Here is a 22,976-nt window from a genome sequence, read left to right as displayed (position 1 = left end):
CGACCGGCACACCCCCTCGGCATGCCTTCGATCCCCCCTGCCGGGACCGAACGGAAACGACACCTTGTCACTCATTCGACCCCGCGGGACGAGGCTTGTGACGCGGTTTCCCCCTCATGGCCGTATCGAGCGGTTGCAGCAAACTTTCCGTAGAAAACCCCTCGCGAACTGCGGGAATTCGGCGCATCCGACGCTGCCGAATGGCCCCGTTCGCTACTGAGGGTGTACTCCGTTCGGTGGTTCTCAGCTACGCTTCGCAGCTCTCGATCACTGCCTGCCGCAGTTCGCCGAACGCCTCGCCCAACTTGGCGGCGCTCCAGTGCGCGTTGAGCCCGCTCGGGTTCGGCAGTGCCCAGACACCAGTGCCGCCCAGCCGGCGCTCCTGGCGTCCGACCTGGGCCTTCGGTTCGCCGAAGGCGACCCGGTAGGCGGTGATCCCGACGACCGCCAGCCAGCGCGGGCGATATTCGCGCACCTTCTCCACCAGCGCCCGGCCGCCGTCCCGGAGTTCTTCGTTGCTCAGCTCGTCGGCTCGCGCGGTGGCCCGTTCGACGACGTTCGTGATGCCGAGCCCGAGGCCGAGCAGGGCCCGCTGCTCACTGGGGTCGAACACCCGCGGAGTGAAACCGCCGGCGTGCAGCGCGGGCCAGAACCGGTTGCCAGGCCGGGCAAAGTGCCAACCGAGCGCGCCCGACCACAACCCCGGATTGATCCCACAGAACAGCACGTCCAGGCCGGGTTCGAGGACGTCCGGGATCCGGCTGCCGGGTGCGGCGGCCAGCTGGTCCCTGGTCGGTTTGACGGACATGGCGGCCAGTCTCGTCCGGCAGGCCGATCCGGGCGCCACACGGGGTGGCCAAGCGACCACCGGAATGGGTAGCCTGTGTGATCTCTCGCACAACGTCGTAGGAGAGGTTTCCGCTTGCAGCTTTGGCTGGTTCTGGGACTGGTGGCGCTGATCATCGCGATCGCCACCGTCATCGTCGTGGCCGAAGACCGGCGGATCGCCCGGCGGGCCGCGCGGGCGCGGCAGGCCCGGTTAGCGCGCCTGGGTGAGACCGACCCGCTCGCGCCGGGGCAGCTCCAGGCGGACGGTTGAAGAGAACGGGCTTACCAAGACCCGGCGCGTGGAGACCGGGAACAGAGCGAGCAGCAGCGCGGCGAACAGCCAGCCGAGGCCGGCGCCCAGGGTGTTGGTCATGAGGTCGTCGACGTCGAAGATCCGGTAGGCGAACGGGGCGGTGCCGAAGTTCGCGGTGAGCTGGGTGATCTCAATGGCCAGTGACACCGCGCCGCCGATCAGCAGCGCACCTGCCACCCCGCGGCGCCACAGCAGCCGGGCGAACAGGCCGAGCGGCACGAACAGCAGCACGTTCAGCACGGCCTGCTGGAAGGTCTGCGTGGTGATCCAGTGCGCCGCGGAAAGGCCGTGCTTGAGCAGTTCGGTATGGATGTCGGCGATCCACTGGAACGGGTGCAGCTGCACGGTCTGCTCCAGCGGCCGGGTGTTCGGGCCGGGCAGCGGAAGGAAGGTCACCGCGAGGCCGAAGGCGGCGTAGAGCAGGACGGCCGCGGTGGTCACGATGCCGCGCAGCCGAAGCCGCCCGTACCTGGCGAACTGCAGGACCAGCTGCGGCACCAGGACGATCGCCCAGAGGGCGAGGAACCCGACGAGGCCGTACTGCAGCGCGGTGACCTGTGCGTTCGTCATGACAAGAACGCTATGGAGCTTTCCCCGCCCGCACTTCGGTCGAAGAGCCGAACGCCCGCGGAGCCGGATCGGCCATCCGGCCGACCCGGACCTGACCGGATGGCCGCCACTTCCGGACCGCCCCGGGTCCGGAAGTGGAACGACTGGTGACGATTCCCCCTTTCCGTCCGCATTCCCCTGGTGAGGACGGGACGAATTGGGCAGACTGCACCGCCGGGCACCCGTACCAGGGGACAACGGGTGCGAAACCGGAGGAAACATGAAGGTCTTCACCCGGCTCGCGGCGGCCAGTGCCGTCGCGGTGGCCGCAGTGGCCCTCGCGGGCGCGCCCGCTTCCGCGGCCCAGCCGATCGACGTCCGGCTCATCACGTTCAACGATCTGCACGGCAATCTCGAACCGCCGTCAGGGTCGGGCGGCAAGGTCACGCTGCCGGGCGGTGGCAGCGTGGCAGCCGGCGGCGCCGCTTACCTCGCCACGCACGTGAAGCAGCTCGAATCGCAGGTGCGCAACTCGATCGTGCTGTCCTCGGGCGACAACGTCGGCGCGTCGCCGGTGGTCTCCGCGCTGTTCCACGACGAGCCGACCGTCGACTTCATGAACCAGCTGGGGGTCAAGGCCTCCGCGGTCGGCAACCACGAGTTCGACGAGGGCTACCAGGAGCTGCTGCGGATGCAGCTCGGCGGCTGCCACCCGACCGACGGCTGCCAGTTCGACAAGAAGTACCGCGGCGCGCGGTTCCCGATCCTCGGGGCCAACGTGACCTTCGACAACGGGCTGCCCGCGCTGCTGCCGTTCAGCGTGCAGAAGTCCGACGGGGTGCCGATCGGCATCATCGGCGCCACGCTGAAGGACCTGCCCTCGGTCGTCACGCCCGCGGCGATCAAGGGCCTGAAGTTCGGCGACGAGGTACCCGCCATCAACCGCACTGCGGACGTGCTCGACCGGCTCGGGGTGAAGGCCCAGGTGGTGCTGCTGCACCAGGGCGACGAGGGCCAGTCCGGGGCGGGCCCGGACGACTGCAAGGTCAAGCCGGACGGCGCGGCCTCGAGAATCGCCAAGCAGGTCAGCCCGAAGGTCGACGCGATCTTCACCGCGCACAGCCACCAGCAGTACAACTGCGTGATCAACGATCCCGCGGGCCAGCCCCGGCCGGTGCTGCAGGGTGCCTCGTTCGGCCGGCTGCTTTCCGTGGTGGACCTCAAGATCGACCGCCGCACCCGCGACGTGGTCCGGTCGCAGACCAAGGCGCACAACGAGATCGTCACCCGGGACGTGCCCGCGGACCCGGCCGCGCAGAAGCTCGTCGACGAGGCGAAGGCGAAGTCCGCGCCGATCGCGAACAAGCAGGTCGGCACGATCACCGCGGATCTGCCCGCGGCGGGCGGGCCGTCCGGGGAATCGCCGCTGGGCGACGTGCTCGCGGACGCGCAGCTGGAGGCGACGAAGTCGAACAACGCGGTCGTCGCGATCACCAACCCGGGCGGTATCCGCGCCGATCTGACCTACAAGTCCTCACCGGCCGGTGAGGGCGACGGCGTGGTGACCTACGGCGAGGCGTTCACCGTGCAGCCGTTCGCGAACATCATGCAGACGATCACGCTGACCGGCGCGAACCTGAAGAACGTGCTGGAACAGCAGTGGGGCCAGTCGGGTGGCACGAAGATCCTACAGGTGTCCGGTTCGCTGCACTACTCGTACTCGACGTCGGCGCCGGTCGGCTCCCGCGTCTCCGACCTCACGGTCGAGGGCAAGCCGGTCGACCCGGCGGCGTCGTATCGGGTGTCGGTGAACAACTTCCTCGCCGCGGGCGGGGACGGGTTCACCGAGTTCACCAAGGGCACCGACCTCGCGGGTGGACCGGTCGACCTCGACGCGTTCCTGACCTACATGGGTGCGCACCCCGGCCTCGCCCCGCCGCCGGCGGACCGGATCACCGTCAAGTAGGCAGGTCTGTGAAGGGACCCTTCACGGACGCTGAGTCTGTGAAGGGTCCCTTCACGGCTTTTCCGGTGCGGTCGCGGCTCAGCACATGGCGATCGGCCGGGGTGAGTACGTCGTGGTGCGGCTTTCCTCGCGGATTTCGGCGCCACCGGCCAGGTCGTAGAACACCCGGGTGTCGGTCACGCTGAACCCGGCAGAGCCCGGCGACGCCTGACAGGCGCCATCTGCGCCGGGACCGATCTGAACGGTCGGCGGCACTTCGTTCGTCTCGCCACCGCCGCGGCCTTCGATGCGGTAGTGCCGGGTGCCCCAGATCTTCACGGTCACCGAGCCGCCGCTCGCACTTGCCTGAATCGCGAAGCCGGTCTGGTCGTTGCCGGCGATTTTCAGGTCCACCGCATTGCCCAAGGCATCCACCGCTACGGCGTCGCGACCGGCGGGGTAGCGGCCGAGAAAGTGTTCCTGGGCAACGTGTCCGGCGTCGTCGAGCCCGGCCAGGTAAGCCGCATTGTACAAAGTGGACGCAAGTTGGGAGAGTCCGCCGCCGGGCACTGACGGCCCGCTGCTGTCCTCCTCCGCAGGCGCCGCCGCGTAACCGTCACCGCGATGCGCGTTCAGGCTGAACGTCTCGCCCGGTTTCACCACCACGCCGGAAATCCGGCCGGCGAGCGTGCTCACGTTCGCCGCGGCCGGCCCGCTCAGCCCACCCGTGGTGAACTCGCCGATGACTTCCTTGACGCCGAGCGCGTTGGCCTTGTCAGTGGTCAAATCCGGCTTCTTCGCGTCGTAAGCCACCGTCAGCTCGCGCCCGGCCGGCTTCGCCAGTATGTCGGTGAGTGGCTTGAAAGTGTTGCCCCAGTTGATCTTTCGCGCGTCTATGGACGGGGTGACGGCCGGCGCTCCGGTGTCGAAGGTGATCTGCGCGTCCTTCGCTTCGGTCTCCGTCGAAGCGAGGTCCTTCTGCACCACCCGGCGCAGCTTCGCCTGGTCGACGCGCAGTTCGAGAGCGCCGCCGTCATGCGGCACGAACTGGAACGACGCCGCGATCGCCGCCGGTTTCAGCGTGGCGTCCCTGCCCTGCCCGTGCAGGACGATGGGGCTGGACACCGCGGGCACGACGACGCTTTCGAGCAGCGAATGGACCCCGGCGGAGGTGGCTTTCGCCGGGGTGACCGCCATTTTGAGCGAAACCCCGCGCGGCGAAAGCCAATCGGCGACCACGGCCTGCACGGCTGCGGGCACGTCGGCCAGCTGCTGGCCCTGCCGCGGCTCGACCGGGTACGGGTTGACACCATCCGACGCATTCGGCACGAACCCGATACTGCCCTCGGTCATCGCGTGGTCGAGCCTGTCCTGCGCAAGCTGCCGGACGGACTGCTCGACCTGGAGCTGGTCGCTACGCGTCACGACGCCGACTTCCCGCGTGGTGAAGAACGACAGCACCCGCGTGATCGGGCTCCACGGCTGGTGCCCGGCCTGCTTGAGCGTGCCCGGCCAGTCGAGCCCGAGGCCGGACTGCGCGGGCACCAGCGAGGACGTGACGTCCCCCGCGTGCACCGCCACCGGCCGGGTCAGCCTTGGCTGGAGTTCGTTGTGCAGCTTGGCTTCCGCCTCGGCGTAGGAGAGACCGCCGACGTCGATCCCGGCCACCTGCACGCCGCGGGGCACGTCGCCGGCGCTGCTGATCAGGTCGATCGCGTAACACACCACGAACAGGCCGAGCAGGCAGCCGACGATCATGAAGGTGCGGCCGAGCCGCCTGCGGAATCGCCGCAGCGGGGTGTCCGGCGGTGGCGGGCCTTCCCCGGCCACGGCGAAGATCTCGGTGGCGAGGTCGAGGCCGGAATCGGTGCCCTGACCGGGTTCCGGCTCGAACGGGCGTTGGGTGTGGGGGTCGGGTTGCGGTCCAGACCACGGTGCGGGCCCGGATCGTGCTTCCCTCCACCGCGGGGATTCCGGCCCGTGCCCTGCGCCGGACCCGGGTTCGCCGAGCAGGTCATCGGCCGGGAAGGCCGGTTCTTCCTCGCGCAATGCCTGCCTCCCCCGGGTGCGGGTGCTTACAGGTAGAGCCCCGTGCCGTGTTCGGTCCGCTCGGTGGCCACCGCGTGGATGTCGCGCTCCCGCATGACCAGGTGCCCTTCGCCCTGTATCTCGACCTCGAACTGGTCCTCGGGGTTGAAGAGCACACGGTCGCCCTGCTTGACGTTCCGCACGCTGTTGCCGACTCCCAGTACATCACCCCAGGCCAGCCTGCGCGCCACCTGCGCCGTCGCCGGAATCACGATGCCGCCGCTGCTGCGGCGCTCGCCCTCCTCCGGGGACAGCCGGACCAGCACGCGGTCCTGCAGCATCTGAATCTCAAGCTGGGGAGTTGGAGACACCAGGCCATCCTACTGGCCTGCGGCCGCCTCGGCGGGCTCGCCCGCCATCACCAGCTCCAGCTTCCGCCCGCCCGATTCGGCGAATCGGACCGGGACGCCCCAGTCGTGCCGGGTGATCCGGCAGGCCGGGTGCTCACCGCCGTCGTCGCAGCTGGCCGCCTGCGCCACCACTTGCAGCACACCTTCGGACACCCCTTCGGCGAATCGGATGCGGCGGACCAGATCGGTCCCGACGCCACCGCCGTCGGCGAGCAGCTCCGGCGGCGACGCGGTGATCTCCAGCCGCGTCGACGGGCCGTGGCGGTCGTCCAGCTTCTCGCCCGGTGGCGGGGTGAAGACCACGGAGAACTCGACGTTCCCCGGCGCCAGCACGGTTTGCGGACGGCTCGATGCGGCACGGGCACCCGTCACCGTGGTTGCGCGGCCGTTCCCGCCCACCGGCGTCACCCGGTTGCCTGCCGACTCGACCACGAGGAGTTCACCGTCGTGCAGGATGAGTCCCTGTGGCTCCGCGAAGCCGGTCGCGAGCGTCGCGACTTCGCGGGTGAAGGCGTCGTAGCGGCGAATGGCGCCGTTGTAGGTGTCGGCGATCGCGATGCGCCCGTCTGACAGCACGGTCAGCCCCAGCGGGTGCTGCAGGAGCGCCTGGTCGGCCGGGCCGTCCGCGTGGCCGAAGGAGAACAGGTCCACGCCGACCGCGGTTTGCACGGTGAAGGACTCGCCCTCGGGCTCGATCCAGCGCAAGGCGGAAGTTTCGGCGTCGACGAGCCACAGGCGGTTCCCGTCCGGCGCGAGGCCGGAGGTCTGCGCGAAGAAAGCTTCGTGCACGTCGCCGTCTCGCAGGCCTTCCACCGTGGTGCCCGCGAACCGCCGGATGCCGCCTTCGACAGGGTCGAACACGCTCAGTGTGTGGTTGCCCGCCATCGCGACCACGACGCCCCCGGCAGGGCCCCACCAGGCGACGTCCCACGGGCTGGTCAGGTCGATGTCGAGCGCCTTGCCGGTATCCGTGCCGTCGCGCCACTGCCGCCCGGTGCCGGCGACGGTCTTCACTTCGCCGGTGTTGAGGTCCAGTCCGCGCAACCGGTGCCCGGCAGTGTCCGCGACGACTGCATGGTAGCCAGCGCGCTGGGCGACTTCGTTGGGCAGCAAGGCGATGCCGGACGGTTCCGTGAAGCTCGCGAGGTCAAACGGTCCGTCCTTCGCCCCGCGTTCACCGCTGCCGAACCTGCGGATCACCGTCTCGCCGTCCGAAGCGAACTCGACTATCGAATGGTGCCCGGTGTCGGCCACCAGCACACGCCCGCCCGCCGTGACCGCCGCCTTGCTCGGAAACCGCAGCTCGACAGGCTGCTCCTCGACCGGCACGTACGCGCTGCCACCACGGCGAAGCGTGCCCTTCGCGTCGTGCTTCGCGATTAGGTCGCCAATGACGCGTCGCAAGGCCTCACCGTGCCCCTCGCCGGCCGCGACGTGTACGACGTAGCCCTCCGGGTCCACGACGACAAGCGTCGGCCACGCGCGTACGGCGTACTGCGACCACAGCTCCATCTTCGGGTCGTTGACGACCGGGTGGTGCACCTCGTAACGACGTACGGCCGCTTCGATCGACGCGCGCTCTCCCTCGTGCTGGAACTTCGGCGCATGAACACCCACCGTGACCAGCGTGTCCTCGAACTCGGCTTCGAGCGGACGCAGCTCGTCCAGCACGTGCAGGCAGTTGACGCAGCCGCTGGTCCAGAAATCCAGCAGCACGACGCGTCCGCGCAACTCAGCAAGGGTGAGCCGGTGGCCACCGGTGTTGAGCCAAACGTCGCCGACGAGTTCGGGTGCGCGCACACGGGCCTGCGGCCGCGGTGCCGGCGGTGAGGAAGTCACAAGATGAGTCAACTACATCTGCTCACGCCGGGTTCCGATATCCACGGCCTGAGAGAAGAACCTCACCCCGCCGAGGGAGCCGGCGATTCCTCGGAAAAGAACGCGCGGCGGGCGGTGGCCGCTCCGTACGCTTCTCGGTATGTCGACAGTTCAGCCGGGCGATGCGCTCACCGTGGAGGAGGCCCGCCTCCTCCAGCATGACCTCGGCGAACCCCTGCGCCCGGGCCTCACCGCGGCGGAGCTCGACGACGTCGAGGAGCAGTTCGGCTTCACTTTCAGCGCGGACCACCGGGTGTTCCTGACCGCCGGGGTGCCGGTCGGCCAGCGCTGGCCGGACTGGCTGCACGGCAACCCCGACCAACTGCGCAAACGCCTCGACTGGCCGGTCGACGGCGTGCTATACGACGTGGAGCACAACGATCTGTGGCTGCCGGAGTGGGGCGCCCGGCCGCGGGTGCTGTCGAACGCACTGGCCGCGGCCCGGCGGCAGCTGGCGACGGTCCCGCAGCTGGTCCCCGTGTGTGGGCACCGGTATCTGCCGGGTTTGCGCGGGGAGCCGGGGCTGCCGGTGCTGTCGGTGTACCAGACGGATGTCGTGTATTACGGCTGGGACCTGCGGAGTTACCTACGGCACGAGTTCGGCGGGGAACCACTGGGCCCGGAGCCGGCGGGCGGGGTGCGGCGGGTGGAGTTCTGGTCGCGGTTCGTGGAGTGAGGATGGGTTCTGCCCTCTTCGGTGGTTCGCTGATGAACCGTTCCCTGTTTGGCGTACACAGGCTCCTCATTGTTCGATGGCGGTGACTGGTCACGTCGGTTCGCAGCACCTCCCGCACATACCCCTCGGTCGCCGCGAACATCACCGCGATCTCACCCGCGGACAGGCCCTGCGACGAGGCCAGCACGATCCCGGACCGTCGCAGCCGCACCCGATTCGCGGGTCGACCTCGTGATCTTCACCAGCCGCTGGGCCTCCTGCGGCTCCAACGACCGCGCGAACACCTCCGGCTTACGTGCCATGGCCACCTCCACCGGCAAGCCTCGCGATCACCAGCCCAGACGTCCACACGACACGATGACAACGTCAACGTTCCTTGATAAGGCACTAGAGCAAGCCATCAACAAATACGAGCAGCAGGACCAGGCGAACACCCGCAGACTGGACAAGCGAGGATAATCAGGTGACCAAACCCATTGCCCGCACCATAGCAACCGGTCTTCTGCTCATCACCGCCACCGCCTGCTCACCCACACCCGGCACACCCAGTCCGGCACCATCGAGCAGCGCGCCCCTCAGTACCGGGCCGCCCCTCCCGCAAGTTGCCAGCCCATTGAACGTCACCAGGTACGAACAGGATCCGTGCTCTGCGCTCAGTCCAGCACAAGCCACTGAGTTCATAGGTGCCACGCGCAGCAGCAAAGACCCCAGCAGCATTGCGCCCATCTGTACCTGGTTTGACCGCCACAACAGCGGCGTCAGCCTCGGTTTTCTCCCCGGGCAAGGCGGTCTGGCAACCACCTATAAGAACAGCGTCGGTTCCACCACAGGCTACTTCCAGGGAACCCCGGACGTCTCGGGCTACCCTGCTGTGTTTTCCGCCGTTCATGACGATCGCGATGATGGCGGTTGCCAGATTGCTGTCGGTGTCACGAACGGCGAGGTTTTCACTGTCGGATCAGTCCTCAACAAGAATTCACCCTCCTACAGCGACCCGTGCTCGCTGGTGCGGAAAGTTGCCGAAGCCGCGGTGACTACGATCAAGGCTGGTGCATGATGGCGTTGACTCCGCAACAGATCGTCGACTTGGTCAACCACGACAAAGGGCATGTACGACGGCGCCACGGTGACGACCGGTTTGTCCCAGCGGCACGACGACATCGCGGATCGGATGTTGCGGCTCCAGGGCAAGATGAGCCAGTACCGGGAAGACCGACTCGGCCAGGCAGGCCTATGCCGGTGCGGCGGCGATGGTGCAGGCGTCCAAGGTCAGCGGTCTGCACCAGCGGCTTCGGCCCAGGCTGGTTCGGCCCGGTGCTACCGACCGAGGGATTTCGCCCGTCGAGGGAACCTTAACCGACTATGCTCCCGTGGAAGTGTCGGCAGCCGCAGACAATGCGGCCGGAAGTCGGGGAACGAGGGGGAGCGTTACTGTGGGCAACGATCAGTCGTCATCAGGTAACGGACAGCAGGCCAATGGGCGCGCTGGGTACATTAGCCCGGAGGAGAAGGCCGAGCGAGACCGGCAGGACAAGCAGTACAACGAGGCGATGAACTCGACCGGCGCGCGCATCTACCAGCAGCGCGCTGCCGAGGACGCCAAGATCAACGCCGCCGCGACGGGCGGCCGCTTCGTCATGGACATCGACGCCATGAAATCGCTACTTCCGGACTGGCAGGACATCGCAGACAAGCTGTTCAAGATGATCAACAAGGGACAGCAGTTGAAGCAGGTCTCACAGCCTGCCGAGGACCCGGCCAGCACTATGCAAAAAAAGGCCGCGGACAGTCACGCTGACGCGTACATTGCCAGCCTCACCCAGCAGCAGGCCTACGCCCAGGGTTACGCGGATCAGCTGAAACAGGCCATTGATCGGTACGAGCAGCAGGACCAGGCGAACACCCACAGCCTCAACAAGCGAGGATGACACTGTGACCAAAACTATCGTCCGTATCGTTGCCCCCAGTCTGCTACTGCTTGTCGCCGCCGCCTGCTCATCCACACCCGGAACGCTGAGTCCGGAGTCTTCCGCCAGCGCACCTGCGTCACCCTCCAGCGCTGGGCCCCAGGTCCCACAAGTGACCAGCCCGCTTGATGTCGCCAAATACGAACAAGATCCGTGCTCCGCACTCACCTCGACGCAAGCCAAACAGGTCATAGGGGCGGCACGAAGCAGCAAAGACGACGGCAATGTCGCTCCCATGTGCACCTGGTTCGACAGCGACAACAGTGGCATCAGCCTGGGTTTCCTCCCTGGACAGGGAGGTCTGGCAACCACTTACAAGAATAGCATAGATGCAGGCGGTGGATACTTCGAAGTTTCCCCTGCAGTATCTGGTTATCCAGCCGCTTTTTCCGCCGTTTATGACAGTCGAAAGAGCGGCGGCTGCCAGATTGCCGTCGGCGTCACGAACAATGAGACGTTTACGGTATCAAGCCTTCTACGAAAGAGTTCGCCGTTCTATGGCGACCCATGTTCGCTGGTAACGAAAATCGCTGAAGCCGCAGTGACGACGATCAAGGCTGGTGCATGATGGCGTTGACTCCGCAGCAGATCGTGGACTTGGTCAACCGTGGCAAAGGGTCGGCCGGCATGTACGACGGCGCGGTCGCCGCGACCGAACTCTCCAAGGAACACAACGATATCGCCGACGACATGTTGCAACTCCAGGGCAAGATGAGCCAGTACTGGGAAGGCGATTCGGCTGGCCAAGCCTATGCCGGTGCGGGTCCGATGGTGCAGGCTTCGAAGGTCAGCGGTCAGCACCTTGAACAGGCCAATCAGCTCTACACCGGTCAGGGAAACTCGTTCAAAGACCTCGACGGCAAGATCAAATCCGTGGGCACTATCGGCGACCGGCCCGCTGACGACTGGGTGAGTGATACACCGCTGTCCTTCCTCTCGAATCGTTCCCACGAAATCGAAGAATGGGACAAGAAAGCCCGAATCGTCACTGAGGGTTACGGTCTTTATCACGGCCAGTCGTCCGACAATTCAGGTCGTTGGGCTGATCCGTCCCAGTACGGCGATCTGGCCATGCCCTCGGCCGGTGGGGACTTCTCGGTCACCCAGCCCGGAGGCGCCGGGACGGGGCACCTGCCGTCGGTCTCCACGCCGGGTGGGACCGGCGGTACCGGGAGCAGCGGCGGGAGCCACGCGGGCGGCTACAGCGGCGGCCCCGGCAGCGTTCCCGGCTCCCATGCGGGCTCGCACGTCGGCGGGTCCTCGAACGGCACCGGGCCTACCCCGCAGCAGGGCTGGCTCGAGCCGGGGGCGCCGCAGTTCCACGGAAAGGTGCCGGAGACCACCACCACATCCGGCTACACCCCACCAGGCAGCACACCGGCCCCTGGTGCCTGGACTCCTGCCGATGGCTACCCGGGCAGCGGATCCAGCAACGGCACCGTCGGCGGCAACAGCTTCGGCCCAGGCGGGTTCGGCCCAGGCGGGTTCGGGCCAGGCGGGTTCGGGCCTGGTGGCACCGGCGGGTACGGCGGCGGCAGCGGTTCGGGCAGCAGCGGCGGACGTGGCTACAGCGGGGCCGGCAACAGCAACAGCAACGGCGGTGGCAGCGGTCTCGGGCGTGGGGCCGGCACCGGCGCCGGAACGCCCGGGAACGCCGAGTCCGCCAGCGGACGTACCGTGGGTGCCGCCGGCACCCATGGCCGGGCCGGGTCGCCCGGGATGGGTAGCGGCGGGATGGGCCGCAGCGGCAAGGGCGACGAGGACACCGAGCACAAACGCGCCGACTACCTGCTCGAGGCCGACCCGGACGACGCACTGATCGGCACGCTGCCCAAAGCAGCCCCACCGGTGATCGGGCTCTGACAATGCACGTGCTCAATCGTGAACTGGTGCTGCCCGCCGACTGCCTCCCACTCGCGGCGGAACTGGCCGGAGTCCCACTCCCAGCGGCGCTGTCGCCCGACCCGCTGTGGCGAGACCCAGAAGAAGCCAGACAGTACCGCGACACCGCGATACACAGCCTTACCGAGCACGGTGCCTGGGGCCGCGGCGGGCCACGTGAAGACTTCATACAGACCATGACCGTGCTCTGCCGTGGAACCAGCGAACTCTCGGCCACCATCGAGTCCCGCCCCGCCCGCCACTACCGGCTCGTGGTAGCGGCAACCGGACCCGACGCGGTACTCGCCTGTCACGTACCCGCGTCAGGGCGGGTACTGCTACGCCCGGCCCGGCCCGACGCACTCGCCGAGGAGCTGATCAGCGAACTGCCGACCCTGCCCCCGGCGACGGGGCCAGCCATGTCGGTGCCGGAACCCGATCTGCGGCAAGCCGCCGAGGGAGCCCCGGCGCGTCGCGACGTACGGCGGGTGCTGGACGTGGCCATGCTGCCCCGCACCGGCGCCGGCCAGATCACCGCAACCACCCGCGACCGACTCGGCCGCCGCAGGACCAGCAGCCACAACACCTGCACCTACTACGACACCCACCACGGCCGCTACCTGTTCACCTTCAGCAAAGAACCCGGCTACGACCGCTACATCAACGTCGCACCAGCCCGCCCCCAAACAATGATCACGCAACTCCACGCACTCCTGCACAACCTCCACTGACCCATTCCGGCGCAGTGGCGGGAGAGGTCCGTTCGCAACACCAGGCTGGAGCGGACGGGCCGGTCACGCCGCCTCTCGCGGAGCGACCGCGGTGCCCCGTCAAAGGCCCCTACCGGCGAGCTCAGCTCTCCCGCCGCAGCATGCGGCTTACGCCGGCGGCGACGGTGGTGGCCAGGATCCAGCCGGAGGCGGTGAAGCCGGTCGCCACCCAGTTGTCGGCGTCGTGCATGTACCAGCGTGACTTGTTCCCGAAGTCGACGATGGGCACCAGCAGGTCCGCCGTGTAGATCACCGGGTTCCACTGCATTCCGGTGTCCTGCTGGTTGACCAGGCACCGCGGGCCGCTCACCGCGTAGCGGCCGGGGTCGCGTATGCAATCGTCGGAGCCGAGGCCGAACCATAGGCTGCCGAGGACCAGCAGCGTAAACAACCAGCCCAGCGCGCGCACGGGGCGGAAGCCATAGCCGACCATCGACCGCTGCAGCCAGCTCCACACCCGCACGCCGGGGCCGAAGATCTTGAACCCCTTTGCCAGCGCCTCATAGCGAAACTGCTGCTTGCGCAACGCGACGGTGGAGGCGTGCTCCTCGTTCCCGGCGGCGCGCAAGGTCGCGGCGAGCTGGTCGTAGGGGCCCGGACGGTAGCCCCGCATAGCCTTGCGCAGCAAGGAGATCCGGCGGTTCAGGGCACGATCGTCATCCAGTGCGATGTCGTTCTTCAAGGCATCGTAACGGAAATCGTCGAGTTCCAAACCATCGGACGCGGCCCAGATCGTTTCGTTGTCGGTCAGTGTTCCACAGTGCGCGCGGCGAAGCCGGACCGAACCGACCGGCGGTTCGGCGGGGGAGAGAACGAATTCATCAGCCGTCACGTCGCTGGCATCCAGCGCGATTCCATGCTGTTCGATGGAAGTGAGCTGGGCACCCTTTAAATCCACTCGGCGAGCAATTTGCGCACCATCCAGATTCACCCCGCCTTCGGCGCGGAACGGGCGATCCTTGTTCTCGGTGAGCACTAAATCCCGGCCAATACGGGCGGTGCGGATATCCAGGGAAAAACTGCTCGAATTCCGCACACTGGGCTCGGTCAGCACCGTGCCGAACAGGTTCACGCTCCCGCCGACCTGCACGCCCTGCAGCCGCAACGTGCCCTTCAACGTGGCATCGGTGAGATGGAGATTACCGGAGATCTTCGCCCGCCGCGCGGAGAACGCATCCCGCCCCGGATGCAGGAACTTCGAATTCCACGCGAGCACGTTGCCGCCCACGGTGACGTCGGCCAGCCGCAACTGCCCGACCGGGACCCGCAGGTTCGTCGCCTCTATGTCACCGCCGATATTCGAGCCGTCCAAATGCAGGGCGCGGTCATAGAACGGCGCCGCGGTACCACGCACCACAGTGATTTCGGCGCCGGCGAGCCGCAGGGAACCGCCGATGCGTGCGTTGACCATCCGGAGTGTGCCGAACGCTCGGAGGCCGTCCGAGAGTTCGAGGTTGCCGTCGACCTTCAGCCGGTCGGCCACCAGCGCTGGGCGCGGATCGAGGTAGGGATCACCGGATTTCCACGCATCCATCACCACCGGTCCATTGTGGTCGACCATGAGCCGCGCCTCGCGCAGCACGATGTCACTGTCCACAGTGGCGCTTGGCAGGTAGAGAATCCCCTTGGCGGTGAATCGCTTCCGCCCGCTCGACCGGCCGTAGTTGTCCACTTCGCAGAGCAGGCTGCCGCCGATGTGCAGGCCGTTGCCGTTCAACGCGAAGCCATCCGGATTGTCCAAAGTGGCCCCGGAGAAGTTCACATTGCCGCCGGTCCGCATACCGGGCAGCCGAACCTCCCCCTTTGCGACCATCCGGTAGGCGAGCAACGCGCCGGTGATGACCAATCGGTCACCCTGGATCGCCTTGCCGCTCGGATGCCGGATCGTGGTGCGGGTGAGCACCACCGAACCGTCGACGACCGCGTCGGTGAGGTTGATCGCGGCGTTGGGCATGCCCCGCTCGCGATCGTCGCCGCGCTGGATCGTCGTGGTCTCCTCGGCCTCGTGATCGTCCAGCGCGACCTCGACGATACTGCGGATCAACCGCACGTCGTTGCGGCTGCGCAGGTTGCGCGCCTTGAGCCCGGGCAGCCAGCACTTGCGGAAGACCAGCCCCAGCAGCGTGGCCTCGCGCACGTCCGGCGGATGCTCGAAGCGGCAGCGTTCGAACCGGAACAGGAAGTTGAGATCGGCCGCGCGCAAATCGAAGGTGCCGGTGATGTAAGCGTCCTGGACCTCGACAATGGGCGCATTGGTGGCCTGCCGCCGCCAGCGGAGCAGCCCGCCGGTACCCGGTTTGAGCAGGTCCGCCGCCTTCACCTCATAGCGCTTGTCCGGTATCCCGGCAAACGGATCGAGTGGCGGCAAAGTCGTGTCGGTAGGCACGTGCGCCTTCTCCCCCCTGTGTTCGCCTAACAGGGAATCGGATAGAAGGCGCGGTGGCAAGGGGCTGTTGGAGTAACCCGGCCCAGACGGTGGCGGAAAGTGCGCGTCCGGCGACGCATTGTGCGCAACCGCCGCACAAACGAGCAAACCCGGGCGAACCGCACCGTGATACGGCCCGCCCGGGTCCTGGATCAAGCGTTCGGGTTCAACACCCGGGAAAGGAACACCTTCGTACGTTCGTGTTGTGGATCGCCGATCACCTGTTCCGGCGGGCCCGCTTCGACGACCACACCGCCGTCCATGAAGAGGACCTTGTCGGCCACTTCGCGGGCGAACTGCATTTCGTGGGTCACCACGACCATCGTCATGCCGTCCTTCGCCAGCTGACGCATGACGCCGAGGACGTCACCGACCAGCTCCGGGTCCAATGCGGACGTCGGCTCGTCGAAGAGCATCAGCTTGGGCTGCATGGCCAGCGCCCGCGCGATGGCGACGCGCTGTTGCTGACCGCCGGAGAGCTGGCCCGGGTAGGCGGCCGCCTTGTCGCCGAGGCCGACGCGCTCCAGCAACTCCAACGCCCGCGTCCGCACCTGCGCTTTGGGCTCGCGGCGGACCTGGACCGGCGCCTCCATCACGTTTTCGAGCGCGGTCATGTGCGGGAACAGGTTGAACCGCTGGAACACCATGCCGATGTCCTTGCGCTGCGCGGCGATCTCCTTGTCCCGCAGCTCGTACAGCTTGTCGCCACGCTGCTGGTAACCGACCAGCACGCCGTCCACGTACAGTCGGCCGGCGTCGATCTTCTCCAGGTGGTTGATGCAACGCAGCAAAGTGGACTTGCCGGAACCGGACGGGCCGATCAGGCACAGCACCTCGCGCTCGTGCACTTCGAGGTCGATGCCCTTGAGCACGTCGAGGGAGCCGAAGCTCTTGCACACCTTCTGCGCGGAAACGACCGGGGTCACGCCACGCCACCTCCGCCCTGTGCGGAACCGGAGCCGAAACGGAAGCCAAGCATTCTCGTGCCCCATTTCCGCTGTTGCGGCTGTGGACGTGTAGTACCGCGGGCGAAATACTTCTCGATATAGTACTGCGCCACCGTGAGCACGGACGTCATGAACAGATACCACGCGGCGGCGACGATCAGAATCGGCACCGTCTTGTAGTTCTGCGCGTAAATCGTCTGCGCCGACACCATCAGCTCGAAATACCCGATCGCCACGACCAGTGACGTGGTCTTCAGCATGGAGATGGTCTCGTTGCCGGTCGGCGGGATGATCACCCGCATCGCCTGTGGCAGCACGATCCGGCGAAGTGTCTTGGCGCGGCTCATGCCGAGCGCGGAGGAGGCCTCCAGCTGACCGGAATCCACCGACTGGATACCGCCTCGCACGATCTCGGCCATGTACGCCGCCTCGTTCAGCCCGAGCCCGAGCAGCGATGCGGTGAACTGGGTGATCAGCGTATTGGTGTCCCAGCTGATGAAAGTCGGACCGAACGGGATACCGAGGCCGATCCGGGAGTAGGCCAGCGCGAGGAAGTTCCAGATGATCAGCTGGGTGATCAGCGGAGTACCGCGCAGCAGCCAGACGTAGATCGCCGCGGCGCCGGACATCAGCGGATTGGGCGAGAGCCGCATGACCGCGATCAGCACGCCGCCGACGATGCCGATGGCCATCGAGATCACCGTGAGCAGCAAGGTGTTGCGGACCCCGTTGAGGATCCGGTCGTCGAACAGGAACTGCCCGACGACCGACCACTGCAGGGCGCTGTTGGTGACCACGCTGCGGATCACGATGAACGCGAGGAACAGAATGATCACGCCGGCCACCCATCGGCCGTAATGCCGGACCGGGATGGCCTTGATGGGTGTGGTGTTGACCTCTTGCCGGGTTTCGGCAGGGCCGGGGGAACTGGACACGAGTACTAGATCCTCAGCTCGTTCAGGAAGCGGCCGGGTTGATCTCCGAGGTGGTGATCGCACCGGACCCGGACAGACCCCACTTGTCGACGATCTTCTTGTAGGTACCGTCGCCGATCAGCTTCTGGATCGCGCCGGACACCGCCTTGCCGTATTCGCCGCTGTTCTTCGGCAGCACGACGCCGTAGGGCGCGGTGTCATAGGGCGCGCCGACGGCTTCGAGCTGTCCGGAGGTCTGCTTCACCGCGTAGTCGATCACCGGCGAGTCGGCCAGTTCGGCCGCCACGCGCTTGGCGGTGAGCGCGAGGTTCACGTCGGTCTGCGCCTGGAACTGGGTGATGTTGATGGCCGGCTTGCCCGCCTTCGTGCACGCCTCGTTGCGCTTGCCGAGGTCGTCGACCTGGGTGGTGCCCTTCTGCACGGCCACGTTCTTGCCGCACAGATTGTCGACCGAAAGGCCCTCGGGATTGCCCTTGAGCACCGCCAGCGAGGTACCCGCGCGATAGTAGGAGACCATGTCGACGGTCTGCGTGCGCTCGGCGTTGATGGTGAACGACGAGATGCCCATCTCGTACTTCTTCGCCGAGATACCGGGGATGATGCCGTCGAACGAGGCGCTCTGGAACTCGGTGGTCAGCCCGAGCACCTGGCCGACGGCGGTGCCGAGATCGACGTCGAAACCGGCCGCCTTCCCGTTGTCCAGAAACTCGTTCGGCGGATAGGTCTGGTCCTGTCCGACCACGAGCTTTCCGTCCGCCTTCACCTCCGCCGGCACCAGCGCGGCCAGCGCGGCATCCTTCTGTGCGACAGGCACGCTCTCCGCACCGCCCGGGGCCGCGGTGGCCGAGGTGTCCGTCCCACCCGCGCCGTTACCACCTGCGCCGCAGGCCATGGTCAGGCCTGCCAGCGCGAAAGCCGGGAGAAGGGCGAGCGCCTTCATCTGGTGTCCTCGGGCCACTTCGTCACTCCTCGTAGTTCTCACAAGTCGAGAACACGCATATTGCCACTCGTAAGCGGGGCTGCACAGGTCTCCTGTGTTACGGGGGAGTTTCACACCGGACAGGCTGTGTCATGCCGGTCGCGGCGACCTGGCACGGTGGGTGAGGATGGCCACCATGAACAGCACCCCCGGGAGAGCCACGCCTGGGTCGACGTGTGGACCGGTGGCTGGTGGGCCTACGACCCGGCCAACGCGATCCCCGTCGGGTCACGGCACGTGAGTGGCGACCGGCCGGGACTACGCGGACGTGGCGCCGTTGAAGGGAATCTTCACCGGCGCCGGTCAGTCCAGTTTGGACGTCTCGATCCAGCTCACCCGCCTCGCCCAGCCCGGCACCGGCGCAACTAGAGGAAAGGCTGTGAAGGGACCCTTCACGGACGCAGAGTCCGTGAAGGGTCCCTTCACAGACCACATCAGCGGCGGGCGTGCGCGTCGAGCAAGTGCGCGACAGCCTCGGTGACCTGCTGGGCGTAGTCCAGGTTCAGCCACTCGTCGGGCACGTGGATGTTCGAGTCCGCGCTGCACGCACCGGTCACCAGGAATTGGGCGTCCGGGTACTTCTCGCCGAGCAGCCCCATGAACGGGATCGACCCGCCCATCCCGGCCGCGCGGTGCGGACGCCCGAACACCTCGTCGTTCACCCGGCGCAGCGCGGTGGTCAGCCACGGCGCTTCCTCCGGGGCGTTCCAGCCGTCCTCCGCCTGCTGGTCCTCGCCGATGGTCACCGACGCGCCGTAGGGCACGTCCGTGGTCAGCGCCCGCTTGATCGCGGCGAGCGCGGCGTCCGCCTGCGCGGTCGGCGGAAGGCGGAAGCTCAACGTGAGCGTGGTGCTCTGCCGGAGCACGTTGCCGGCGTCGGCGGGCAGCGGCAGGCCGTCTCCGCCGATGATCGACAGCGTGGGCCGCCAGTAGTTGTTCAGCAGCAGCTCCAGTGCGTCTTCCGACACCGTCTTACCGCCGCTGACCAGCGGGAACACTCGGTGCAACGCCTCCGGCGCGACCTCGGCCACGGCCTGGACCTCGGCCAGCCTGCGCGCCGGGACCTCGACGTTCAGCTCGGCCAGCTTGATCTCACCGGTCGCCGAATCCTCGATCCGGTCCAGCAGCTGACGCAGCACGCGGAACGAGCTGGCGACCACCCCGCTGGCCAGCCCGGAATGCTGCGGCGTGGCGAGCAGCTGCACGGTGACGGTGAGGTGCACCATGCCGCGCAGGCTCGTGGTGAGCCACAGCCGTTCGTAGTCCATCCCGCCCGCGTCGAGGCAGACGACCAGGCTGACCTCGCCGAGCCGCTGGCCGAGGTGATCGAGGTACGCGGGCAGGTCCGGGCTGCCGGACTCCTCACCGGTTTCCAGCAGCAGCGCGATTCGCGAGTGCTCGCCACCGGCAGCGTGCACCGCTTCCAGTGCGGCAGCGGCCGCGTACCCGGAGTAACCGTCGTCGACCGAGCCACGGCCGTAGAGACGCCCATCGCGAAGCACCGGCGTCCACGGATCCAGCCCCTCGGACCAGCCGCCGACCGGTGGCTGCTTGTCGAGGTGGCCGTACATCAGCACGGTGCCCTTGTCCTGCGCGCCCGGGGTAGCCGGCACGTCGACGAACAACAGCGGCGTACGGCCTTCGAGCCGGACGACCTCGATCCGCGCGCCGGGCAGGTTCCGGCCCTCCAGATAGGTCTTCACGTGCTCGACGGCGGCGGCGAGGTGGCCGCTCGCGACCCAGTCCGCATCGAACGCCGGGGACAGCGCCGGGATCGCGATCAGCCCGGACAGGCTCGGCGTGATGTCGTCGGTCCACGTCGAAACCACGGATTCACGTACGGATTTCTGTTCCACACCAGCCATCCTGCCACGGTGACGGAGGTCACCGCCGTGATCGGCGCTCCGGTTCGGACAGTCCGATCCAGAGCCCGCGCGAGGCGCCAAGGGCTGGTGAACCGCCCGATGGCCGCCCGACCGTCCTGGCTCCCACACTCGGACTTCCATGCGTTTTCCCTGATCAGACGGGATTTCTCAGCAACAAATCAGCATCCGCGACTCACCATCCGCCCGGTTCTCGTGCCAGGATATGGCCACGAACCGTCAACGCCGACGGCGTTCCGGCGCCCCGAACCAGGGCACCCCGGTCGCCGGCGGTGCAGTCGCTGTGGCCGCCACAAGCCGCCGTCAGCGGTGCCGACACCGAGGAGAACAACGATGCCGTCCGAACAGTGGACGCACCCGGAGCCTGGCGACGGCCCGGCCGCGATCGCGGCCCAGCCCTCTCCCGAGCAGGTGATCGCCGGATTGCGCGCGACGAGCGAGGGCGGCGCCGAGCTGACCCAGCTGCTCACCCCCGAAGGCCAGCGGGTTCCGTCAACGCAGTTCGACCCCTACGTCGCGGACGTGGACGACGAGACGCTCCGGAACCTCTACCGCGACATGGTGCTGGTGCGCCGCGCGGACCGCGAGGCCAACGCGATGCAGCGCCAAGGCCAGCTGGGCATCTGGGTTCCGCTGCTCGGCCAGGAGGCCGCGCAGGTCGGCTCCGGCCGTGCGCTACAGCCTCGCGACATGGCCTTCCCGAGCTACCGCGAGCACGGCGTCGCCTACACCCGTGGCGTCGACCTGCGCGATCTGATCGGGATCTTCCGCTGCACCGACCACAGTGGATGGGACTACCAGGCGCACGGGTTCCACCCGTACACGATCGTCATCGGCAACCAGGTGCTGAATGCGACCGGCTACGCGATGGGGCAGAAGTTCGAGGGCAAAGTCGGTGATGACGACGGCGAAGCCACGATTTGTTACTTCGGTGACGGGGCGACCTCGCAGGGTGACGTGCACGAGGGCTTCGTGTGGGGCGCGGTGTACGACGCGCCGCTGGTGTTCTTCTGCCAGAACAACCAGTGGGCCATCTCCGAGCCGACCGAGCGCCAGTCGCGGCTGCCGCTGTACCAGCGTGCCCGTGGCTACGGCTTCCCCGGCATCCGGGTGGACGGCAACGACGTGCTCGCCTGCCTCGCGGTGACCCGCTGGGCACTCGAGCAGTGCCGGCACGGAAACGGCCCGGTGCTGATCGAGGCGTTCACCTACCGGATGGACGCGCACACCACCACCGACGACCCCACCCGTTACCGGCTCTCCGACGAGCTGGAGGAGTGGAAGCTCAAGGACCCGATCGAGCGCGTGCGGGCGCACCTCGCCCGCGGCGGCGGGGCGGAGCCGGAGTTCTTCGACCAGGTACAGGCCGAAGCGGACGAGTTCGCCGCGCAGCTGCGCGAGCATACGTTCACTATGCCCGAGCCACCGCCGGAACGGATCTTCAGCAACGTGTATGCGGAATCCTCGCCGCTGCTGGAGCAGCAGCGCGCGGAGTACCTGTCCTATCTCGACGGTTTCGCGCCCGAAGAGTCGCTTGCGGGCTCGAGCATCCGCAATCGGGGTGAGCACTGATGGAGCTGCAGAAACTCACCATCGGCAAGGCGATCAACCTCGGCCTCCGGCGGGCCATGGAAGAGGACCCGAAGGTCCTGATCATGGGGGAGGACGTCGGCAAGCTCGGCGGCGTCTTCCGGATCACCGACGGGCTGCAGAAGGACTTCGGCGAACAGCGCGTGCTGGACACGCCGCTGGCCGAATCGGGCATCATCGGCACCGCGGTCGGGCTCGCCGTACGCGGGTTCCGGCCGGTGTGCGAGATCCAGTTCGAGGGGTTCATCTTCCCCGGCTTCGACCAGATCTCCTCGCAGCTGGCCAAACTGCACTACCGCACCCAGGGCAAGGTCAAGATGCCGGTGGTGATCCGGGTGCCCTTCGGCGGCGGGATCGGCGCGGTCGAGCACCACTCGGAGTCGCCGGAGTCGCTCTTCGCGCACATCGCCGGGCTCAAGGTGATGGCCATTTCGAACGCGGCGGACGCGTACTGGGGCATCCAGGAGGCGATCCGCTCGGACGACCCGGTGCTGTTCTTCGAGCCGAAGAAGCTGTACCACTCGGGCGCGCTGAAGATGGAGATCGACACCGGCGCCACGCCCAGCCGCGTCGCCTCCTCTCAGCTCGTGCGGGAGGGCACCACCGCCACGGTCGTCGCGTACGGCCCGTCGGTGAAGGTCGCGCTCGACGCGGCCGCGGCCGCCGAGGAGGAGGGCAAGTCGCTGGAGGTCATCGACCTGCGCACGCTCTCGCCGCTGGACCTCGGCCCGGTGTTCGAGTCGGTGCGCAAGACCGGACGGCTGATCGCGGTCAGCGAGGCGCCGTCGGAATCGTCGCTGACCTCGGAGATCGCCGCCCGGGTACAGCAGGAGTGCTTCTACTCCCTGGAGTCCCCCGTCCTGCGCGTGACCGGTTTCGACACGCCGTACCCGCCCGCGAAGCTCGAGGAGCACTACCTCCCCGATCTCGACCGGGTACTGCACGCTGTCGACCGTTCACTGTCCTGGTAAG

General features: G+C 67.5%; 21 protein-coding genes and 1 pseudogene. 11 read left to right on the top strand and 11 right to left on the bottom strand.

From position 1 onward, the window contains the following. Nucleotides 1-247: 247 nt before the first annotated feature. On the bottom strand, nt 248-808 hold the full coding sequence (gene mug / locus D5S19_RS17020) for a G/U mismatch-specific DNA glycosylase (RefSeq protein ID WP_120024326.1): 561 nt from the start codon (nt 806-808) through the stop codon (nt 248-250). A 114-nt stretch (nt 809-922) separates the two neighbouring features. On the opposite strand from mug, the gene D5S19_RS32505 reads away from it, so the two are divergent. After that, nucleotides 923-1,099: a hypothetical protein gene (locus tag D5S19_RS32505; RefSeq protein WP_199730537.1), complete on the top strand. Its 177-nt coding sequence runs from the start codon at nt 923-925 to the stop codon at nt 1,097-1,099. On the opposite strand, the gene D5S19_RS17015 is transcribed toward D5S19_RS32505, so the two are convergent. Then, nucleotides 1,040-1,711, bottom strand: coding sequence for a VanZ family protein (locus tag D5S19_RS17015; RefSeq protein WP_120024325.1), 672 nt, complete (start codon nt 1,709-1,711; stop codon nt 1,040-1,042). The genes D5S19_RS32505 and D5S19_RS17015 overlap by 60 nt on opposite strands. Nucleotides 1,712-1,970: 259 nt before the next feature. On the opposite strand from D5S19_RS17015, the gene D5S19_RS17010 reads away from it, so the two are divergent. Further along, nucleotides 1,971-3,656: a bifunctional metallophosphatase/5'-nucleotidase gene (locus tag D5S19_RS17010; protein WP_120024324.1), complete on the top strand. Its 1,686-nt coding sequence runs from the start codon at nt 1,971-1,973 to the stop codon at nt 3,654-3,656. A 78-nt stretch (nt 3,657-3,734) separates the two neighbouring features. Here the strand turns inward: D5S19_RS17010 and D5S19_RS17005 are convergent, their stop codons facing one another. From D5S19_RS17005 to D5S19_RS16995, 3 genes are read right to left on the bottom strand one after another with little or no spacing between them, the layout of a single operon-like run. Next, the gene (locus D5S19_RS17005; RefSeq protein WP_233573993.1) at nt 3,735-5,684 is read right to left on the bottom strand and encodes a VanW family protein; all 1,950 of its coding nucleotides are present in this window, start codon (nt 5,682-5,684) and stop codon (nt 3,735-3,737) included. 26 nt (nt 5,685-5,710) lie between these two features. Beyond that, the gene (locus tag D5S19_RS17000; RefSeq protein ID WP_098512527.1) at nt 5,711-6,004 is read right to left on the bottom strand and encodes a GroES family chaperonin; all 294 of its coding nucleotides are present in this window, start codon (nt 6,002-6,004) and stop codon (nt 5,711-5,713) included. Between the two features lie 39 nt (nt 6,005-6,043). Continuing rightward, complete coding sequence (locus tag D5S19_RS16995; protein WP_120024436.1) at nt 6,044-7,873, bottom strand: NHL domain-containing thioredoxin family protein; 1,830 nt, start codon at nt 7,871-7,873, stop codon at nt 6,044-6,046. Nucleotides 7,874-8,051: 178 nt separating this feature from the next. Between D5S19_RS16995 and D5S19_RS16990 the strand changes: the two genes are divergently transcribed. Next, nucleotides 8,052-8,627 (top strand): hypothetical protein, encoded by a 576-nt coding sequence (locus tag D5S19_RS16990; protein WP_120024323.1) that lies wholly within the window; start codon nt 8,052-8,054, stop codon nt 8,625-8,627. A gap of 152 nt (nt 8,628-8,779) precedes the next feature. Here D5S19_RS16990 and D5S19_RS16985 read toward each other — a convergent pair whose 3' ends face one another. Continuing rightward, nucleotides 8,780-8,929, bottom strand: a complete 150-nt coding sequence (locus D5S19_RS16985; RefSeq protein ID WP_199730536.1) for a hypothetical protein — start codon at nt 8,927-8,929, stop codon at nt 8,780-8,782. A gap of 161 nt (nt 8,930-9,090) precedes the next feature. Here D5S19_RS16985 and D5S19_RS16980 point away from each other — a divergent pair, with 161 nt between their 5' ends. From D5S19_RS16980 to D5S19_RS16960, 5 genes are all read left to right on the top strand, one after another. Further along, complete coding sequence (locus D5S19_RS16980) at nt 9,091-9,684, top strand: DUF3558 domain-containing protein (RefSeq protein WP_120024322.1); 594 nt, start codon at nt 9,091-9,093, stop codon at nt 9,682-9,684. Nucleotides 9,685-10,060: 376 nt separating this feature from the next. Then, a complete protein-coding gene (locus D5S19_RS16975) occupies nt 10,061-10,555 on the top strand; it encodes a hypothetical protein (protein WP_120024321.1) in 495 nt (164 codons plus the stop codon). A gap of 4 nt (nt 10,556-10,559) precedes the next feature. Beyond that, nucleotides 10,560-11,162, top strand: a complete 603-nt coding sequence (locus tag D5S19_RS16970; protein ID WP_233573988.1) for a DUF3558 domain-containing protein — start codon at nt 10,560-10,562, stop codon at nt 11,160-11,162. Then, nucleotides 11,159-12,457 (top strand): hypothetical protein, encoded by a 1,299-nt coding sequence (locus D5S19_RS32030; RefSeq protein ID WP_158605551.1) that lies wholly within the window; start codon nt 11,159-11,161, stop codon nt 12,455-12,457. Before D5S19_RS16970 ends, D5S19_RS32030 begins: the two co-directional genes overlap by 4 nt. A 2-nt stretch (nt 12,458-12,459) precedes the next feature. Continuing rightward, the gene (locus tag D5S19_RS16960) at nt 12,460-13,206 is read left to right on the top strand and encodes an ESX secretion-associated protein EspG (protein ID WP_120024320.1); all 747 of its coding nucleotides are present in this window, start codon (nt 12,460-12,462) and stop codon (nt 13,204-13,206) included. A gap of 121 nt (nt 13,207-13,327) precedes the next feature. On the opposite strand, the gene D5S19_RS16955 is transcribed toward D5S19_RS16960, so the two are convergent. From D5S19_RS16955 to D5S19_RS16940, 4 genes are all read right to left on the bottom strand, one after another. Then, nucleotides 13,328-15,631, bottom strand: a complete 2,304-nt coding sequence (locus D5S19_RS16955) for an oxidoreductase (RefSeq protein WP_120024319.1) — start codon at nt 15,629-15,631, stop codon at nt 13,328-13,330. A 191-nt stretch (nt 15,632-15,822) separates the two neighbouring features. After that, nucleotides 15,823-16,596, bottom strand: a complete 774-nt coding sequence (locus D5S19_RS16950; protein WP_120024318.1) for an amino acid ABC transporter ATP-binding protein — start codon at nt 16,594-16,596, stop codon at nt 15,823-15,825. Beyond that, on the bottom strand, nt 16,593-17,552 hold the full coding sequence (locus tag D5S19_RS16945; RefSeq protein ID WP_120024317.1) for an amino acid ABC transporter permease: 960 nt from the start codon (nt 17,550-17,552) through the stop codon (nt 16,593-16,595). The genes D5S19_RS16950 and D5S19_RS16945 overlap by 4 nt, the downstream gene beginning before the upstream one ends. Before the next feature lie 22 nt (nt 17,553-17,574). Then, complete coding sequence (locus D5S19_RS16940) at nt 17,575-18,492, bottom strand: ABC transporter substrate-binding protein (protein WP_120024316.1); 918 nt, start codon at nt 18,490-18,492, stop codon at nt 17,575-17,577. A 192-nt stretch (nt 18,493-18,684) separates the two neighbouring features. Between D5S19_RS16940 and D5S19_RS33800 the strand changes: the two are divergent. Next, nucleotides 18,685-18,877: pseudogene (locus tag D5S19_RS33800) on the top strand (transglutaminase family protein); the annotation flags it as partial. An 88-nt stretch (nt 18,878-18,965) separates the two neighbouring features. On the opposite strand, the gene D5S19_RS16930 reads toward D5S19_RS33800, so the two are convergent. Beyond that, nucleotides 18,966-20,387 (bottom strand): M20/M25/M40 family metallo-hydrolase, encoded by a 1,422-nt coding sequence (locus D5S19_RS16930; RefSeq protein WP_199730540.1) that lies wholly within the window; start codon nt 20,385-20,387, stop codon nt 18,966-18,968. A gap of 360 nt (nt 20,388-20,747) precedes the next feature. Here D5S19_RS16930 and pdhA point away from each other — a divergent pair, with 360 nt between their 5' ends. Together pdhA and D5S19_RS16920 are read left to right on the top strand one after the other, a co-directional pair. After that, entirely contained in the window at nt 20,748-21,986 is a 1,239-nt protein-coding gene (gene pdhA, locus D5S19_RS16925) for a pyruvate dehydrogenase (acetyl-transferring) E1 component subunit alpha (RefSeq protein WP_120024314.1), read from the top strand. Further along, nucleotides 21,983-22,975, top strand: coding sequence for an alpha-ketoacid dehydrogenase subunit beta (locus D5S19_RS16920; RefSeq protein WP_120024313.1), 993 nt, complete (start codon nt 21,983-21,985; stop codon nt 22,973-22,975). Before pdhA ends, D5S19_RS16920 begins: the two co-directional genes overlap by 4 nt. Nucleotide 22,976 lies beyond the last annotated feature (1 nt).

Origin of the sequence: Amycolatopsis panacis, from assembly GCF_003600245.1 — a bacterium.
Classification (GTDB): Bacteria; Actinomycetota; Actinomycetes; order Mycobacteriales; family Pseudonocardiaceae; genus Amycolatopsis; species Amycolatopsis sulphurea.
This window is presented reverse-complemented; position numbering and strand designations above follow the sequence as displayed.